A 15,834-nucleotide genomic window follows, 5' to 3' on the forward strand; every position below is an offset into this window, starting at 1 on the left:
GGTCCTGTCTACGCCGCACGGCTGCGGTCGCGCTGGCGGGCGGGCCCGAGTCTCGGCCGGGTGGCCCCGAGTCTCGGCCGGGTAGCCCCGAGTCTCGGGCTGAGCGACACCTCACGGGCCCGGCGGCGCGAGGACTGTCGCGCAGCCCGAGTCTCGGCCAGGCCCGCCGCCCGCCCGCCGCCCGCGCGCGGAGCCGCCGCGAGGTGCACCATGGGCGGGTGACGACGACGACACGCACGCTCTTCCGACGGAAGCCCATCGAGACGATCGATGACGACACCGGAGCCGAGGGTGGCCTGAAACGGCACCTCGGCCTCTGGCAGCTCACCGCGATCGGCATCGGCGGCATCATCGGTGCGGGGATCTTCACCCTCGCCGGCACCGTGGCGAACGGCGTCGCCGGTCCCGCGGTCCTCATCAGCTTCCTGGTCGCCGGCGTCGCGAGTGCCGCCGCAGCGTTGTCGTACGCCGAGTTCGCCGGCCTCATCCCGAAGGCCGGCAGTGCGTACACGTACGGCTACGCGGTCCTCGGCGAGATCGTCGGGTGGTTCATCGGGTGGGACCTGCTGCTCGAGTACACCGCGATCGTGGCGGTGGTCGCGATCGGCATCTCCGGCTACGTCGGGTTCCTGGTCGGCCAGTTCGGCATCGACCTGCCCGCGTGGATGCTCGGCGCGCCCGGCACCGGCGACGGCCACGTGATCGACGTCTTCGCGATCATCCTGTGCCTGGTCACCGCGTTCGTGCTCACCCGCGGCATCCGCAGTGCCGCCCGGTTCGAGTTCGTCGCCGTCGGCATCAAGGTCGCGCTCGTCGTGCTCATCGTCGTGCTCGGCGTGTTCCACATCAACAGCGCGAACTACTCCCCGTACTTCCCGTTCGGCTTCGGTGGCGTGATGACCGGTGCCGCGACGGTGTTCTTCGCGGTGTTCGGCTACGACGCCATGTCCACCGCGGCCGAGGAGTCCGTCGATGCCCGCAAGCACATGCCGAAGGCGATCCTGCTGTCGCTCGGCATCTCGATGGTCCTGTACGTGCTGGCGACCCTGGTGCTGACCGGAATGCAGAAGTACACCGACATCGACCCGGCCTCGGGCTTCTCGTCGGCGTTCGCATCGGTCGGCCTCGGTGGTGTCGCGAACGTCATCGCGATCGGCGCCATCGTCGGCATCGTCACGGTGCTCGTCACGTTCATGCTCGGCGCCAGCCGCGTCTGGTTCTCGATGAGCCGCGATGGTCTGATGCCGAAGTGGTTCTCGAAGACCGACCCGAAGCGCCACGTCCCGACCCGCGTCACGTGGATCCTCGGCATCGCGTCGGCGATCCTGGCGGGCGTCCTGCCGATCGGCGTCGTCGCCGAGCTCACGAACATCGGGATCCTGCTCGCGTTCGTGGTGGTCTGCTCCGCGGTGATCGTGCTCCGCTACCGCCAGCCCGACCTCGACCGTCAGTTCCGGCTGCCGTTCATGCCCGTCATCCCGATCATCGGCGTCATCGCGTCGCTGTGGCTCGTGACGTTCCTGCAGTGGGAGACGTGGGTGCGGTTCGCGGTCTGGTTCGCGATCGGCCTGGGCGTGTACTTCGGCTACTCCCGCAAGCACAGCAAGTTGGCGGCCGGCGAGCCGACCGACGCGACGAAGCCGTAGCGAGCAGGCGCCCTAGCGTCCGCTCCAGCGCACCCAGCCCTGCACCTGCGCCGCAGCGCTCTCGAGCGAGGAGTGCGCCCCGTTGATCGAGTGGTCCGGCGAGTCCACCGTGAACTGGTCCGTCCGGGTGACGTCGCAGACGACCTCGGAGCCGAGCCACACGTTCCAGTGGTCTGCGGAGTCGTGCACCCACCGCAAGCGGTCCGGCATGAGCGTGTCCAATCGAGTGGAGAGCGGCGAGCAGTCGTCGCCCGCCCACGCAGACGGTAGCCCTGCTCGATGTGTGCCGTTCGGGTCGGCGGCTCCGCGCGTCGGTGGCACCTGGCACGATTGACCCGTGCCAGCAGCCCCGATGATCGACGCCGTCGACGTCATCCGTTTCGTCGGGCCGCAGACCTTCGGTCGCGCGCGCGACGTCGTGCGTGCCGGTCTGGTCGACGATGCCGTCTGGAATGCCGACGACGGCACCGTCACGGCGACCGTCTCCGGCACCGCCGACGACCCGTACGAGTGCCGCATCGACATGACCGTGGCGCGCGGCGACTTCATCCGCCCGGTCCGCAGCTCGTGCAGCTGCCCCCTCGGCGGCGACTGCAAGCACGTCGCCGCCGCACTGCTCACCATCAACGCCCGTGCCCTGGCCGCCAACGCCGGCCCGCGTCCGGAAGCGCCGGCTCCGCCGCCCTCGGACTGGAGGCACGACCTCGCCCGCCTCGCCGGTGACGACGAGCAGGCGGTCACCCCGCAGGGCACCCGGATGGGTCTGCAGTTCGAGTTGCGTGACGCGGTCCCCGCCGCCCTCGCGGCCCGCGCCCGGGCCGCCGGCCGAGCCCTACCGGCGCCGTCCCGCACGGTCCGGCTCGGGGTCCGGCCCGTGACCCGGAGCGACGCCGGCAACTGGGTGCGCGGGCAGCTCACCTGGGGCACGCTCCCCTACTCGCAGAACCGCCTGGGCCTCGGCGCCGAGCAGCACGGGTGGTTCATGCAGCTCGCGGCCCTGCACCGTGCGGGTCAGCTCGCGGGGTTGCCCGGCGAGAGCGACTGGCTGCACCTCGACGACTTCCGCAGCCCGCTGCTCTGGCCGTTGCTCCGGCAGGCGTCGGGGCTCGACATCGCCTTCGTGACCGGCAAGCGCGAGGGCGGAGTGGTCCTCGGCGAGCAGGCCCAGGTGCTGCTCGATGTCTCTCGGCCCGGTGTCGCCCGGCACGACGACGCCGTGGTGATCGGCGCGAGCGCGGTGCTCGACGGCCGCCCGGTCGTCCCCGGTGCGGCACGGATGGTCGGCGACCACGGCGTGTACGTGTTCCGCGAGAGCCCGGAGTTCACCGTCGGACTCGCACCGACCCCGGCGCCCGTGCCCGAGGACCAACGGCGCATGCTCCTCGAGGGCACCCGCATCACGGTCCCGACGGCCGAGGTCGACGAGTTCCTGGCCGACTGGTCGCCCCGGCTGCGCGGTGCCCTCGGGCTCGTCAGCTCCGACGGCTCGGTCGAGCTGCCCGAGCGCACCCCGCCCGAACTCGTGCTGACGGCGACGTTCGAGCCGGCCAGGGCACCCCGCACCGACGACCGGGTGCACCTGCACTGGCGCTGGCACGTCGACGGCCGCAAGGACCCGGTGTCACTGCACGGCCCGCTCCCCGACCTGTCCGGGCTCCGCGCCGCGGACGATCCAGCCAGCACCGACGTTCCGGCCGGCACCGAGGCGGCGACCGCCGACGCCGACGTGCCCGCGGCCCTGGAACCCGCCACGTCGACAGCGCCAGCCGACGACGCGACGTCTGGCGAGCCTCCCGTCCGCCCTGCCGGACCCGGTGGCGGACTGGACTGGTTCCAGGACGGCACCATCGACGGGGCCGACGTCGCGGTGTTCGCGAACGAGTTCCTGCCCGAGTTGCCGGCGCTCGGCGTCCGCACGGTGGTGCAGGGTGAGCGCCTCGACTACGAGCGGTTGAGCGGGCGGCCGCACATCCGCGTCACGACGATGCCGTCGGACAAGCACGACTGGTTCGACCTCGGCATCATCGTGAGCGTGAACGGCAAGCAGATCCCGTTCACCCCGCTGCTCACCGCCCTGGCCGGTCGGCAGCGGCGGCTGAAGCTCGTTGACAACTCGTACCTGTCGCTCGCCGACCCCGCGTTCGACCGGCTCAAGGAACTCATCGACGAGGCCCGCGACCTCGACGAGTGGGAGCCCGACCAGCCGATCCAGGTGACGCCGCTGCAGGCCGGGCTGTGGACCGAGTTCGACCTGCTCGCCGACGAGACCTCGCACGACGAACGCTGGCAGGCGATCACCGCTGGACTCATGGGGGCGACTCCCCCGGGTGACGTCCCGGTGCCGGACACCGTGCACGCCGAGCTGCGACCGTACCAGCACGCCGGGTTCGCCTGGCTGTCGTTCCTGGCGGCGCACGGCATCGGCGGGGTGCTCGCCGACGACATGGGCCTCGGCAAGACCCTGCAGGTGCTCGCGATGGTCGCTGCCCGTCGTGCCGCCGAACCCGACGGGCCGCCGTTCCTCGTCGTCGCGCCGACCTCGGTCGTCGGCAACTGGGTGGCCGAGGCGGCGAAGTTCACGCCGTCGCTGCGGGTGGCGGCCGTCACCTCGACGTCGCTGAAGGACCCCGGTCTCGTCGCCCGCACGGCCTCGCAGGCCGACGTCGTCGTCACCTCGTACGCGCTGCTCCGGCTCGACTCGCAGGCGTGGACCGACCTGCCGTGGTCGGCGCTCGTGCTCGACGAGGCGCAGTTCGTGAAGAACCCGCAGTCGCAGACCCACCGGGTGGCGTCCGAGCTGCAGGCACCCGTGAAGTTCGCGATCACCGGCACGCCGCTCGAGAACGGGCTGACCGACCTGTGGGCGCTGTTCCACATCGTCGCGCCCGGGCTGCTGTCCACCTGGACCCGGTTCGGCGACGACTACGTGAAGCCGCTCGCCTCCCCCGAACTCCGGGGCGAAGCGCGCCAGCAGCTCACCGCGAAGCTCCGGCGGCGGATCCGGCCGCTCATGCTCCGCCGGACGAAGCAGGCCGTTGCCGCCGACCTCCCGCCGAAGCAGGAACAGGTCGTCCGCGTCACGCTCGACCCAGCGCACCGCGAGTTGTACGAGCGCACGCTCAACCGCGAGCGACTGAAGGTCCTCGACCTGATCGACGACCTGTCGAAGAACCGGATGATCGTGTTCCGGTCGCTGACGCTGCTGCGGATGCTCGCGCTGTCGCCGGCGTTGGTCTCGAGCGGGTCGGACTCGCCCCTGTCGCCGTCGACGCCGATCCCGTCCGCCAAGCTCGACCTGCTGCTCGACGAGCTCGAGCAGCTCGCGGCCGAGGGCCGACGCGCCCTGGTGTTCAGCCAGTTCACGTCGTTCCTGCGGATGGTGTCCGATGCCCTCGACGAACGGGGCGTCGGCTACGAGTACCTCGACGGCTCGACGCGCAAACGCCCACAGGTGATCGAGCGCTTCCGGCAGGGCACCGCGCCCGCGTTCCTCATCTCGCTGAAGGCCGGCGGCTTCGGGCTCACCCTGACCGAGGCCGACACCGTGTTCGTGCTCGACCCGTGGTGGAACCCCGCCGCCGAGTCCCAGGCCGTCGACCGCACCCACCGCATCGGGCAGACCCGGTCGGTGAGCGTGCAGCGCTTCATCGCCGAGGACACCATCGAGGAGAAGGTCCTGGCCCTCGCCGCGCGCAAGGCCGAGCTGTTCGCCACGATGATCGACGATGACGCCCTGTTCGCCGACGACCTGACCGCCGACGACATCCGCTCGCTGCTCGCCTGACGCGCAGTGCGCGGTTGCGCGTCAGGCGAGCGCGGGCGCGGGCGCGGGCGCGGGTGTCAGCGGGCGCGAGCGTCGGCGGGCGGGCGGGCGGGCGCGTCAGCGTGCGAGCGCGTCGATCGCCGTAACCTCGTCCGCCGACAGCTCGATGCGGGCGCCGGCAGCGTTCGACCGGATGCGCTCCGGGTTCGACGACTTCGGGATGACGACGAAGCCGTGCGCGACGTGCCACGCGACGATGACCTGGGCGCTGTCGGCGTCGTGCGCGGTGGCGATGTCGAGCAGCGTCGGGTCCTGCAGGTTGCTCGCCTTGAAGGGGCTGTAGCCCTCGAGCACGACCCCGCGCTCGGACAGCCCGTCAGCGATCGTCTTGTCGTACTCGACCGGGCTCCACTTGATCTGGTTCACGGCCGGGGTCGTGCCGGTCGCGGTGACGAGCTCGTCGATCTGGTCGAGCGAGTAGTTGCTCACACCCACGGCTCGGGTCAGTCCGTCGGACTGTGCCTGGACGACCTGCTCCCACACGTCCGGGCGGGCCTCGCCGTTCGGCGGCCAGTGCACGAGCCAGAGGTCCAGGTGGTCGAGGCCGAGCTGGTCGAGGCTCTCCTCGATCGTCTCGCGCACCCGGTCGGCGTTGTCCGGCGGCAGCTTCGTCGTCACGAACACGTCGTCGCGGGCGAGTCCGGACTCGGCGAGGGACTTGCCGACGCCACGCTGGTTGCTGTAGCCGGTGGCGGTGTCGATGTGGCGGTACCCGGCCGCCAGTGCTTCGCCGACGGCGGCGGGGGCCTCGCCGTCGGGGATCTGCCAGGTGCCGAAGCCCAGGAGCGGCATCGACCCACCGGTGACGGACACGGACGGATTCGCGTAATCGGTCATGCGGACCTGTCTACGCCGTGGCCGTTCGGCCGTTCAGAGCGTGGCGGTCCGCAGCCGTGTCCGAGGTCTCCGGCATGATCGTCGAGGCCACCCCGGCCGGTCCCATCGCACCACTGCACCACCGCACCGCTGCACCGCCGCACCACCAGGAGTTCCACGCACCCATGACGTCCCGCCGACGCCGCCGCACCCGCATCAGCCTCACCTCAGTCCTCGTCGTCCTGGCCCTCGCGGTCGGTGGCTACGCGCTCGACGCCACCGGCGTCCTCGGACCGGACGCCGACGCCGCAGCCGGGCCAACGGCGGTCGCCACGGCCACGGTCGGCACCGAGAGCGACGCACCGGAGCCGAGCCGGGCCTCCAGTCCGACGGGTCCGACGGATCCGACGGATCCGACGGATCCGACCGTCAGCACGTCGACCGACACCGACGCTGCGGACGCCCGCGCGCTCCTCGCCACGCTGCCCGTCAAGGGCAAGGCCGCCGGCACCGGGTACGACCGCACGGGCGAGTTCGGCAGCGCGTGGATCGACGTCGACCACAACGGCTGCGACACCCGGAACGACGTGCTCGCGCGCGACCTCAGCGGCATCGTGCGGCAGGGGCCGTGCAAGGTGGTGACCGGCACGCTCGTCTCGCCGTACACCGGGGCGACGATCGACTTCGTGCGCGGCAACACGACCTCGACCCTCGTGCAGATCGACCACGTCGTCGCGCTCGAGAACGCCTGGCGCACCGGTGCCCAGCAGCTCAGCCAGTCGGAGCGGGAGGCCCTGGCGAACGACCCGTCGAACCTGTTCGCCGTCGACGGCCGGTCGAACTCGCAGAAGCGCTCGGGCGACGCCGCGACCTGGCTGCCCGCGAACAAGGCCTTCCGCTGCACCTACATCGAGCACCAGGTGTCCGTGAAGGCCGAGTACCGACTGTGGGTCGCGCCCGCCGAGCGCGATGCGATGGAGCGGGTGCTCGGCACCTGCTGACGTCGGGCGGTCTGCCGCCGCTGAGTGTCGACCGGGAGGCCCGGCGCACCTCCGCCCCGCGTGGCAGGCTGCTGACATGGCTGAGCAACTCACAGTTCCGCAGGCGTTCGCGCTCCTCCAGGTCGAACCCGACGGCCGCAAGTCCCTCGACGGGCAGACGCTGGACACCGGACTCGCGGGAGCGGTCCTCGCCGACCTCGCGCTCCGCGGTGCCGTCTCGCTGCAGAACGGCCTGGTCACCGTCGTCGACGGCGCCGCCACGGGCGACCCGGTGCTCGACGGTGTCGTCGGCTCGATCGCGGCGTCCGGCGCGCCGCGCAAGGCGAAGTGGTGGGTGAGCCGGCTCGGGAAGCAGCGGCTCCGCGACGACGTCTTCGCCGGACTCGTCGAGCGAGAGATCATCTGCGTCGAGCAGGGCAAGGTGCTCGGGCTCTTCCCCACCACGAAGCACCCGGAGCGCGACGGAGCGCCGGAGGCGCTGCTGCGATCGGGCATCGCGGACGTCCTGGCTCGGCGGGCGACCCCGACACCGTTCTCCGCTGCGGTCATCGGGCTGCTCGACGCGACGAACACGCTCCGCAAGCAGTTCGGCGCGGTCGACAAGGGACTGGTGAAGGAGATCACCTCGGGCACCTGGGCGAGCCCCGCGGTGAAGGCCGCGCTCGAGGAGATCCAGGCCGCGGCGATGATCGTCATCATGGCGGCAACCACCGCGACGACGACCACGGTCATCACGAGCTGACGTCGCCAGCACACCCTGCAAAACGACAGGTGTAGCCTAAAGAGAATTCATCGTCGAAGACTTCAGGAGGCCTCCCCATGCCCGAAACCACCACCAGCACGTCCCGCTTCGCCGACCGCGTCGTCCTCATCACCGGCGGCGGCTCCGGCCTCGGACGTGCAACCGCCGTCCGCCTGGCAGCCGAGGGCGCTGCGCTCTCCCTCGTCGACGTCTCCGAGCAGGGACTCGAGTCCTCGAAGGCCGCCGTGCTCGAGGCCACCCCCGACGCCCAGGTCCTGACCACCGTCGCCGACGTCTCCGACGAGGCCCAGGTCGACGCCTACGTCGCAGCCACCATCGAGCGCTTCGGCCGCATCGACGGCTTCTTCAACAACGCCGGCATCGAGGGCAAGCAGAACCCCACCGAGTCGTTCACCGCCGCCGAGTTCGACAAGGTCGTGTCGATCAACCTGCGTGGCGTGTTCCTCGGACTCGAGAAGGTGCTCAAGGTCATGCGCGAGCAGGGCTCCGGCATGGTCGTGAACACCGCGAGCGTCGGCGGCATCCGCGGCATCGGCAACCAGTCCGGGTACGCCGCCGCCAAGCACGGCGTCGTCGGCCTGACCCGCAACTCCGCCGTCGAGTACGGCCGCTACGGCATCCGCATCAACGCCATCGCCCCCGGAGCCATCTGGACGCCGATGGTCGAGAACTCGATGAAGCAGCTCGATGCGGAGAACCCCCGCAAGGCCGCCGAGGAGTTCATCCAGGTCAACCCGACGAAGCGCTACGGCGAAGCCCCCGAGATCGCCGCCGTCGTCGCGTTCCTGCTGTCCGACGACGCGTCCTACGTCAACGCGACGGTCGTCCCGATCGACGGCGGGCAGTCGGCCGCGTACTGAGCCGCACCGGTCCGACGCCCGGCGCACCTCCTCGTGCGCCGGGTGACGACCTGGAGGCCCGGCTCGGCCCCGCCGTGTCCGCCCAGCGTGACAGCATGGTCGGCGTGAGCAACGACGAGACGAACGGATCCGCCTTCGGCCGAGGCGTCGACAAGACCCCGCCCACCGCGGCCGCCGAACTCCGCCGCCGGATGGCAGCCTCGCCCGGGGGCTTCCTGCGCAGCGCGGCGTGGGTCCCCTGGAAGCCGGCGGGCGGTCCGGAGGCGGGTAGCGTCGCCCACGTCATGATCCGTGACAAGCCGTTCGTGCCCGTCTTCACCGACCCCGCCGAACTCGCCGCTGGCCTGCCCGAGGCCGAGGGGCGTCCGGTTCCGATGTCCGAGCTCGTGACCGCCCTGCCCGAGGAGTTCGGCATCGTGGTCGACCCCACCAGTGCGGCCGAAGCGAACTTCCTGCACGCCGACGTCCTCGCCCAGATGCGGGTGCGAATGCAGGGTGGCGTCCCGACCAGCGACGGCTGAATCGAACGGTCGTACCAGTCGAGTACGCCGGGTAGGTCCGCCGCTGCTCTCAGCTGCTCGCGGTCAGGGCGGCACCGGCGATCGCCCACCAGTAGCCCAGCAACGCTCCTGCCGGGACTGCAAGTACGGCGACCGCGACGGCGCGACGCATCATCCGCTTCCGCCGCGCCGCCTGGCCGATCTCCCGCTCGAGCCGTTCGAACCGCTGGACGTGGCGAAGGGTGTCGTTCACCACGACAGCGTCGACGTGCCAGGTCCCGCGTTCCTCGGCCAGCATCGACAGGAACCGGACGGCTTCGTCGGAGTGGACTCGCGGCAGATCCCTGATCCAGGCGCCGATCTGTTGCGGATCGACCGTCACGACAGCCGGGGCCGTCTTCCCGAACTTCAGCGAAGCCGCTACGACGACCAGGACGGGCTGCACCGTGATCGGTCCGCCGGCCGCCGCGGACAACAGGCGAGTCGCTCGTTCGCCTTCGGCGAGAGCGCGGTGCACGTGCGGGGTGCGTTGCCCGTTGACCATCAGGGTTCGGCCGCCCGCCCAGACCTTCTGCCCGGAATGGTTCTTCGTGTTGATCGAGAACACGCCGGTGGGTCCGACGACGACGTGGTCGATGTCCGTCGTGCTCTTCCCGACCGGTACCGCGTGCAGCACCGTGAACTCGGAGCCGAGCGCATCGAGCTGGGCAGCGACCTGCCGTTCTCCCACAGCGCCCTTGAACCACGAGCGGGCTTCGTCACGAAGCGGGTCGTGCCCCCAGAAGCGCTGCCAGCCGGTTCGCGCCGGCCCCTCGGCCTGGATGGCCAGGCACTCCTGCATGACCGCGTACCCGGGCTTCCGTGCACGGAGCGTCAGCGCGGCCCCGCCCCTCGGAGTCGGGCGGTGGTCGGCGACAGCGGTGTTCTCCCCCATGTGTCCACCGTCCCAGGACGACAGGTGTCGGGACCAGCCCTCGTTCTGGCGTCACAGCCGCGGCGGTGCGGCTCGGCGCTCTGGCACGCTGACGGTTCTGGTTCACGATCGCCGGACTTCCTGAACCAGGACCGTCACTCGCCTGGCAGCACGCCGGGCTCCGCCACCGAGCGGCGGCGGAGCGGCCGGCGCGGTCGTCAGCGAGCGGGCTGGACGAGCTCGATGAAGCGGGACAGCAGCGACAGGCCGGCGATCGAGGGCGGGAGCCCCGTGGTCAGAGCTGGCGAGTGCACGAGGTACGCCGCCCACTTCGCCCGCGAGATCGCCACGTTCAGCCGGTTCGGCATGAGCAGGAAGTCCAGCCCGCGCGGGATGTCGGCTGCACTCGACGCCGCCAGGGACACGATCGACACGACGGCCTCGCGGCCCTGGAACAGGTCGACCGTGCCGACCTGGGTACCGGTGAAGCCAGCACGGTCGAGCTCCTGACGGATCAGGGCACCCTGCGCGTTGTACGGGGCGACGACGATGACGTCCTCGTCGGTCAACGACCTGGTGGAGCCGCCGTCGGTCCAGGTCCGCCCGACGACATCGCCGACGAGGGCCACCACGCGGGCGGCTTCCTCCGGTGACGAGGTCGTGTTGCCCGCGTGCACGACCGGCACGGGGTGCACGCCCGCGTCGATGCCGTCGAGGTGCCGACCGGACACCATCGACGCGAGCTGCCCGTCGTAGGACAACGCCGACACGGACTCGGTCAGCGCCGGCTCCATGCGCCGGGTGCGGGCCAGGAAGTACCCGAACTCCGGCGGCAGGACGTGCTCGCCGTCCGCCAGCCAGCCCAGCGCGGACTCGTCGACGGGCTCCGGGTGGGAGCCCTGCGAGACCTGCGGGAGCTGCTGCGGGTCCCCGAGCAGCAGGAGTCGGGTCGCGGCGATCGAGGACGCGATGGTCGGCGCGAGCGAGAACTGCCCGGCCTCGTCGACGACGAGCAGGTCGAGGGAGCGGCGCTCGATCGTCGACGCGTTCGCGAACGTCCACGCGGTCCCGCCGACGACGCCGCCGGTGCCGGAGGCCTCGCACGAGGACAGGAACGCGGCGACGGCAGCACCGTTCTTCACGGGCGTCCACGCGGCGGCGTCGAGTTCGTCCTCGGTCGCACCGGACTTCGGCACCTTCACGACCCGGTCCGCGGGGACGCCGGCGTTCACGACCGAGGACAGGAAGTTCTCCGACGTCGCATGGGACTGCCCGACGACGCCGACCCGCCAGCCGTACTCGCGGACGAGCCGTGCGACGACGTTCGACCCGACGTAGGTCTTGCCCGTGCCGGGAGGCCCCTGGATCGCCAAGTACGAGTGGTCGAGGCCGAGCAGCGTCGCCACCACGGCGGACACCGCGTCGTCACCCTGCACGGGCACGATCGCTCCGCGCGGCGGCACCCGGCGCAGCAGGTCGAAGGCCGGGTCCGACACCATCGAGGGCAGCTCGTCGAGGACCTGCTGCCCCCACTCGGCGATCGCCTCGGGCTGCGGCTTCGCGCGGGGCGGTGCCGACGGTGCGAGCGCGACCGGGAACTCGTGGTGCGGCTCCGCTCCGACGGGCAGCCCCTCCTTCACGAGCACCTCGACGGCGTCGCCGTTGTCCCACACGTCCACGATCACGGCGCGGGATGACGCGCCCTTCGACCCGGGGCCCGGAGACACGACCGACGGCGGAAGCGGGTCGTCGTAGACGAGGTGGGGCGTGCCTCCAGGCCGGAGCCGCGAACCGGGCGCGAGCGTCCCCGACAACCGGAGTTCTCGCGACTGCGAGCGGGCACGCGGCAGCGTGTCCCAGTCCCGCTCGACGGACGCGCGCTCCACGACGAGGACGTCGCGGGTGTCGGCCCAGTCGTCGACCGGGTTGCGCAGGCGGTCGAAGTGGTCCTGCCAGAAGGTCTTCGCCTCGCGCCGGTGGTAGTCGATCGCGGCTGCGGCGAGCGCCAGCGCGGTCTCGTCGGGCGTGCGGTCGAGGGCGTCGACGTCCTCCAGGTGCGACGCGAGTGCGACGTACACCGGGTTCGGCTCGCGCTCGACGGGGATCGGCGGGACCTCGAGTTCGAGTGCCGGATCCGCTGCGTCCGGGTCGTCGGTGCGCAGCGACCGGAGCCAATCGCGCAGGCGCAGGGTCGAGCGGCAGTCGTAGGCGTTGTAGTCGGCGACCTCGTCGAGCATGTGCTGGCCGGCGGCGGGGTCGCCGTTGCGGAGTTCCTCGATCGCGTCGACGTAGGCGGTGATGCTGTCAGCGGCGTTCGTGACGTCGCTCTCGCGCAGGTCATCGCCCATGTACAGCGGCTCGAGCTTCTTGATCGAGTAGCTGTGGCTGCCGACGACCAGCGCCTTGCGGACGATCGGGTACAGGTCGACCAGGACGCCGGCGCGCAGCATGTCGTCGACGGCCTCTTCACCGACCCCGTGCCGGGCGGCGAGCGACAGCAGGTGCGTCCGCTCGTAGGCGGCGTAGTGGTAGATGTGCATGCCCGGGTACTGCTGCCGCCGAGCCTCGATGAACGCGAGGAACTGCTCCAGCGCAACTCGCTCGTCGCGGATCGTGTGCGCCCAGAACGCGGTGAACTCCGCGCGGTCGTCGACCAATCCGAACAGGTAGTCGAGGCCCCAGTGCACGCCGTCCTCGGTGTGCAGCGGGTCGCCTTCGAAGTCGAAGAAGACGTCGCCGGCGTCGGGTGCCGGGATCGCATCGAGCGCGCGGGCATCGAGGACCTCGAAGCGCGGCTTCGCGGGCTGGTCCGGCCCGTCGGCGCGGTTCCGTCGGGCGGTCTCCGTCTCGATCTGGAGGCTCGCCTGGCGCACCAGCCGATCCTGCGTCGCGCGGGACAAGCCCGGCACTGCCCGGGTACGGACCGCCAGGTCGTCGATCGTCCGCACCTCGTGCTTGATGAGCTTCGCCCGCTGGTCCAGGCGCATGCCGGCGACGAGGACGAGGTCGCGGTGCTCGGCCACCTGGGTCGAGCAGACGTCGCAGCGGCCGCAGCTGGAGTACCGCGGGTCGCCCCACTGCAGTTCGGCGTCGGCAGCGATCCGTTCGGCGATCACGCGCTGCAGTTCGGCGCGCTGCGTGCGGTACACCGGCGCGATGTCGGCGAGGTCGTGCGTGGTCGTCGTCCGGTCGCCGAGCACCAGGTGCACCTGCGCCCCGGTGGGGATGGCGTGTGCCTTCATCTGCTCGGCGTAGGCGGCGAGCTGCAGCAGGGCGCTGATCTTGGCGTGCCGGGCGAGCTTGGTGTCGTAGACCTCGTACTCGCCCTGGTCGTTGCGGATGATGAAGTCCGCGAAGCCGATGAAGCCCGGGCCGTCCGCCGTGGGTGCCGCGTGGAACGTCGGCTGGTACAGGACGTCGGCGCCGTCGGCGAAGGCCTGTCGCGCTTCGGCTGCGGCGCGTGCGTAGTCCGGCGGGGCGGGGCGGTCGAACTCGACGACGTTCCGCGTGTCCTTGAGGATGTCGAGGTAGTCGAGCTCGTGCTGGTCCCCCAAGCGGGCGGTGCGCTCGAGCATGTCGTCGTGCGCCTCGGGCAGGGGCTCCCCTAGACCGAGTTTGACGTCGAGCCGACGCAGGAACGCCCACTCGCAGGCCGACCACGTGCTGAGGTCACTCGGGCTGAGCAGCACGTGCCCGTCGACGCCGATCTGCATGCGTTCCCCCGTCTCTCTGGTGCCCTGCGAGCCTAGGGCCGCCCGCCGACACCGGCGCCGCGCGCGGTCAGACGGCAGCGGCCGGCGTCAGCGCACCTCCGCGGAGTCCCAAAGGCGGCGCGCCAGCCGACCGGCCTCAAGGACGGCAGGCCAAGCGACCACGGCGAGCAGACAGCCGTCCGTGACGGCGCGCGTCAGCGGAACGAGCAGCAACGGCACCTGCGTCCAACTCGCGAGCATCCAGCAGCCCGCGGCGATCCCGATGATGCACCCGAGACGCCGCAGTGCCGTGGAACCGGCCCGACGGGCGATCACCACGCCGATGGCGAGCGCGAGGACCGGCCCGAGCATGTGCGCAACCGACACCGACCAGTACACGGCCATTGGTTCCACATCGACAGCCATGCGACCAACCACCTGAACAGCCAGGGCACCGAGCGTCCAGCACACGAGCCGGTCTCCACGCCAGCTGAGCACGCCCCCGATCAGCAGCAGCACGATGCTCGCACCCGCCAACACGGCGGACGAGCTGGCCATCGGACTCTCGAAGAAGGTGCGGGTGAAGTCATCGGCTGCCTGGATCGTCACTCCGAGAGCCCCGAGCGCCCCGGCGCTTCGTCCGATCGACACAACGCGCATCAGTCCTCCGCTCCGGACCGGAACAGGTCGTCGTGCCGTGACATGGCTGTTCGACACACCTGTTTCCACGCGGGGCCGCGCTCGGACAGCATCGATGGCCATCGCGCCTCGTCGTCCTCCGCACGGAGGAGCGCGAGATCACGCTGGTCCAACGACGCTCGCACGGCTTCGCCGACGCCAGAGAACGCCCGGTCGTAGTACGCACCGTCCGTCTCCGTCACCCGCTCACCGCGGATCGCACGGACGGCCTCGTCGAACGTGTACTGGGAGCAGTTGGTCAGGAACTCCTGCTGCGCCGTCGGGGCAGGGGCGGATGTCGACGACGACCGCACCTCGGGATCCTCGCGAGGCGGATCGACCTGGGAGATCAGATCGCGTGGTCCGACGACGAACCAGTTCACGCCGCGCCGGGCTCCGCGTCCGTCCACGAGAGCGTCAGCCCATGACGGGAGGATCTGGTCGACGGACCGGCTGCTGCCGTACACACGAACGGAGACCGTGTCGGCCGCGTCCACGCAGTCGTAGCCACGCATCGAGTCCCAGAACGTCAAGTCGTCCTGGTAGTCGTCCCGGTCCTCACAGGGGAGCCCCGCAATGAGCACATTGGCAAGACGCTGCTGCGAAACGGTCTCGATGATCCGGGCGCTTTCCGTCGCCGGGCGAACGGTCGTGGTGGTCCGGGGCGTTCGGGTCGTCGTCGAGTCGGGAGCACCGCACCCGGTCGCGGCGACCGCGACGGCGCAAGCGCCCACCCAGATGAGCGAGCGCCTGCGCCGACGTGTCGCGATCAGCCCCACTGCACGCCCGCGACGCCCGAAGCAGTCATTCCCCGGATCTGCTTCGATGCCGCAACGTTGCCCCAGTTGATGACCACGCCACGGCGACCGGTCCCGCATCCCGACGCGGTCCACGTCGTCTGCGCACGAGCGTTGAAGCCCTTGCTCCACACGCAGACCCCGACCCGGCCTCGGTCGCGGTACCAGCTGTACGTGACCTTCGTCTTCGTGCTCGACCCGATGATGCTGCACCCCGACACGGACGTGAGCATCTTCGGGATCGCCGCGAACGCGCGGTCATGGCAGGGATTCTTCCGGCTGATCGAGTTCCCATCCTCGTCGACCCGGGTCGCGTTCGCGGGGTCGAAAGTCGGGTCGACGACC

12 protein-coding genes are annotated in these 15,834 nt (G+C 71.0%); 6 read left to right on the forward strand and 6 right to left on the reverse strand.

The features are described from left to right. The first annotated feature begins 218 nt into the window (after positions 1-218). Positions 219-1,646, forward strand: a complete 1,428-nt coding sequence (locus tag EDF33_RS16785) for an amino acid permease (RefSeq protein WP_123292405.1) — start codon at positions 219-221, stop codon at positions 1,644-1,646. 12 nt (positions 1,647-1,658) lie between these two features. Here the strand turns inward: EDF33_RS16785 and EDF33_RS16790 are convergent, their stop codons facing one another. After that, positions 1,659-1,856 (reverse strand): hypothetical protein, encoded by a 198-nt coding sequence (locus EDF33_RS16790; protein ID WP_123292404.1) that lies wholly within the window; start codon positions 1,854-1,856, stop codon positions 1,659-1,661. A gap of 127 nt (positions 1,857-1,983) precedes the next feature. Between EDF33_RS16790 and EDF33_RS16795 the strand changes: the two genes are divergently transcribed. Then, positions 1,984-5,430: a DEAD/DEAH box helicase gene (locus tag EDF33_RS16795; RefSeq protein ID WP_132100620.1), complete on the forward strand. Its 3,447-nt coding sequence runs from the start codon at positions 1,984-1,986 to the stop codon at positions 5,428-5,430. A 96-nt stretch (positions 5,431-5,526) separates the two neighbouring features. On the opposite strand, the gene EDF33_RS16800 is transcribed toward EDF33_RS16795, so the two are convergent. Then, positions 5,527-6,306, reverse strand: coding sequence for an aldo/keto reductase (locus EDF33_RS16800; RefSeq protein ID WP_207906713.1), 780 nt, complete (start codon positions 6,304-6,306; stop codon positions 5,527-5,529). 74 nt (positions 6,307-6,380) lie between these two features. On the opposite strand from EDF33_RS16800, the gene EDF33_RS16805 reads away from it, so the two are divergent. The 4 genes from EDF33_RS16805 (at position 6,381) to EDF33_RS16820 (ending at position 9,430) form a co-directional block, all read left to right on the forward strand. Then, positions 6,381-7,286, forward strand: coding sequence for an HNH endonuclease family protein (locus EDF33_RS16805; RefSeq protein WP_207906714.1), 906 nt, complete (start codon positions 6,381-6,383; stop codon positions 7,284-7,286). 76 nt (positions 7,287-7,362) lie between these two features. Then, positions 7,363-8,028, forward strand: a complete 666-nt coding sequence (locus EDF33_RS16810; RefSeq protein WP_165918850.1) for a GPP34 family phosphoprotein — start codon at positions 7,363-7,365, stop codon at positions 8,026-8,028. A 77-nt stretch (positions 8,029-8,105) separates the two neighbouring features. After that, a complete protein-coding gene (locus EDF33_RS16815) occupies positions 8,106-8,909 on the forward strand; it encodes an SDR family oxidoreductase (protein ID WP_132100622.1) in 804 nt (267 codons plus the stop codon). Positions 8,910-9,013: 104 nt separating this feature from the next. After that, positions 9,014-9,430: an SseB family protein gene (locus EDF33_RS16820; protein ID WP_165918851.1), complete on the forward strand. Its 417-nt coding sequence runs from the start codon at positions 9,014-9,016 to the stop codon at positions 9,428-9,430. Positions 9,431-9,479: 49 nt separating this feature from the next. On the opposite strand, the gene EDF33_RS16825 is transcribed toward EDF33_RS16820, so the two are convergent. The 4 genes from EDF33_RS16825 to EDF33_RS16840 form a co-directional block, all read right to left on the reverse strand. Continuing rightward, entirely contained in the window at positions 9,480-10,343 is an 864-nt protein-coding gene (locus tag EDF33_RS16825; protein WP_132100624.1) for a nuclease-related domain-containing protein, read from the reverse strand. A 197-nt stretch (positions 10,344-10,540) separates the two neighbouring features. Next, positions 10,541-14,035: a TM0106 family RecB-like putative nuclease gene (locus EDF33_RS16830; RefSeq protein ID WP_132100625.1), complete on the reverse strand. Its 3,495-nt coding sequence runs from the start codon at positions 14,033-14,035 to the stop codon at positions 10,541-10,543. An 87-nt stretch (positions 14,036-14,122) separates the two neighbouring features. Next, on the reverse strand, positions 14,123-14,623 hold the full coding sequence (locus EDF33_RS16835; RefSeq protein ID WP_132100626.1) for a hypothetical protein: 501 nt from the start codon (positions 14,621-14,623) through the stop codon (positions 14,123-14,125). Between the two features lie 50 nt (positions 14,624-14,673). Further along, positions 14,674-15,585 (reverse strand): hypothetical protein, encoded by a 912-nt coding sequence (locus EDF33_RS16840; protein WP_165918852.1) that lies wholly within the window; start codon positions 15,583-15,585, stop codon positions 14,674-14,676. Positions 15,586-15,834: the final 249 nt, after the last annotated feature.

Source organism: Curtobacterium sp. PhB146 (assembly GCF_004342995.1).
In the GTDB taxonomy this organism is placed as follows: Bacteria; Actinomycetota; Actinomycetes; order Actinomycetales; family Microbacteriaceae; genus Curtobacterium.

Coding starts and splice junctions, on each gene's coding strand:
- EDF33_RS16805 (WP_207906714.1), top strand. CDS start 6,381: ATGATCGTCGAGGCCACCCCGGCCGGTCCCATCGCACCACTGCACCAC.
- EDF33_RS16810 (WP_165918850.1), top strand. CDS start 7,363: ATGGCTGAGCAACTCACAGTTCCGCAGGCGTTCGCGCTCCTCCAGGTC.
- EDF33_RS16800 (WP_207906713.1), bottom strand. CDS start 6,306: ATGACCGATTACGCGAATCCGTCCGTGTCCGTCACCGGTGGGTCGATG.
- EDF33_RS16790 (WP_123292404.1), bottom strand. CDS start 1,856: ATGCCGGACCGCTTGCGGTGGGTGCACGACTCCGCAGACCACTGGAAC.
- EDF33_RS16815 (WP_132100622.1), top strand. CDS start 8,106: ATGCCCGAAACCACCACCAGCACGTCCCGCTTCGCCGACCGCGTCGTC.
- EDF33_RS16830 (WP_132100625.1), bottom strand. CDS start 14,035: ATGCAGATCGGCGTCGACGGGCACGTGCTGCTCAGCCCGAGTGACCTC.
- EDF33_RS16825 (WP_132100624.1), bottom strand. CDS start 10,343: ATGGGGGAGAACACCGCTGTCGCCGACCACCGCCCGACTCCGAGGGGC.